We start from the raw sequence: 1,462 nt of genomic DNA, 5'->3' as shown, positions 1-1,462 counted from the left end.
GTCTAATTTGCAACCACACTTACAGACGTGAGTCCTAGTTGATAGTGACTTCTTGACCACCTCGCCGCATTCAGAGCAATTCTGGCTTGTATAAGCAGGATTCACTGCAACAGTGACTCTACCAAACTTGGTTCCAAAATGCTCTAACCATTTTCTGAATTGATACCAACCTGCGTCATTAATAGACTTAGCTAGACAGTGGTTCTTGACCAGGTTTTTTACTCTTAAATCTTCATAGGCGACCAGGTCGTTAGACCGGATTACGCAACGTGCCAGTCTCTTGGCATGTTCTTCACGCTGCCTACTTATTTTAAGGTGCTGTCTGCCTAATCTATTGATGGCTTTCTTACGATTGGATGAGCCTTTATTCTTCCGAGAAACTCGGCGCTGATAAAACTTTATTCGCTTCTCCCCTCTTCTATAAAAGCGGGGATTGGGCTCAACTTTTCCTCTAGAATCGGTATAGAACTCTTTTAGTCCTACATCTAATCCTACAGTCGCATCAGCCGGTTCTAATTGCTCTTTTATATCAACGGAGATACAAAACTGGACATAGTAACCGTCAGCTCTTTTTACTATTCGGACTCGCTTAATTTGCTTTTTGTCAAATTGCCACAAGTCCCAAGTACCTTTAAGCTTCAGCTTACCAATCCCTTTCTTATCGCTAAAAATGATTGATTTCTTGTCAGGGGATAACTTCCATCCTGACTGCTTGTATTCGACCGATCTGCAATGCTTATGGAACCTGGGGAAACCTTTCTTTCCAGATACTTTCTTCTTACAGTTTTCAAAGAAGCGAGAAATCGATGACCATGCCCTCTCAGCCGCAGCTTGTCGAGCCGTTGAGTTTAATTCATTAGCAAACGGGAACTCCTTAGCTAATACTTTACTATACTTACTAAGGTCATATTTTCCCGTTCCTTTATTGTCCATCCATAGACGAATGCAGCTATTGCGAATAAATTTAACTGTCCGAATAGCTTCATCAATAGCCAAGTATTGATAGCTCTTACCGTATGCCTTCATCTCAACAATAATCATTGACCTTGACCTTGACCTTCAGTCACGCTACGCGAACGGTCACGCTACGCGAAAGGTCACGCTACCCGAACGAATCTCGACCTCTTTCGAGAGATTATTACGCTAACACATCTAGCGTAAAGTTTCAAGTACAGACAAAATAAAAGTGACATGGCGACTAAACTCGCTGGTCACTTTCATCCCCGATCTAAAGAGGCGGGGCTTTCAGTGTTTTGATTTCTAGTAACTTCCACAATTTTGCTGTTGGGTTCAGGAATATAGGAATTGCTGGCAACTTCTAACCAACCTTCAATTGCATCTTGAAGATTTGCTAAAACCTCTTCCATTGTGTCTCCCTCAGTAATGCAGCCAGGTAGTGCGGGTACTTCTGCCCAAAAACCACCTTCTTCTGCTGGATGTATTGCGACCTTAATCTGCATTT

Annotated in this window: 3 protein-coding genes; 1 reads left to right on the top strand and 2 read right to left on the bottom strand. The window is 42.5% G+C overall.

Going from position 1 to position 1,462, the window contains the following annotated elements; all coding sequences use genetic code 11:
• On the bottom strand, positions 1-1,041 hold a 1,041-nt coding region (locus tag F6K49_RS48545), incomplete at its 3' end, for a transposase (RefSeq protein WP_293109851.1).
• On the opposite strand from F6K49_RS48545, the gene F6K49_RS48540 reads away from it, so the two are divergent.
• The gene (locus F6K49_RS48540; protein WP_293109849.1) at positions 1,041-1,184 is read left to right on the top strand and encodes a hypothetical protein; all 144 of its coding nucleotides are present in this window, start codon (positions 1,041-1,043) and stop codon (positions 1,182-1,184) included. The genes F6K49_RS48545 and F6K49_RS48540 overlap by 1 nt on opposite strands.
• Positions 1,185-1,217: 33 nt before the next feature.
• On the opposite strand, the gene F6K49_RS48535 is transcribed toward F6K49_RS48540, so the two are convergent.
• On the bottom strand, positions 1,218-1,460 hold the full coding sequence (locus tag F6K49_RS48535) for a type II toxin-antitoxin system HicB family antitoxin (protein WP_293109847.1): 243 nt from the start codon (positions 1,458-1,460) through the stop codon (positions 1,218-1,220).
• Positions 1,461-1,462 lie beyond the last annotated feature (2 nt).

The organism is Moorena sp. SIO3I6, assembly GCF_010672095.1.
The sequence above is the reverse complement of the archived record's forward strand: the minus strand, read 5'-3'. Positions and strand labels throughout refer to the sequence as shown.

Bases quoted from the DNA above. Each gene is read 5' to 3' on its own strand.
- F6K49_RS48535 (WP_293109847.1), bottom strand. From the start codon at position 1,460: ATGCAGATTAAGGTCGCAATACATCCAGCAGAAGAAGGTGGTTTTTGG.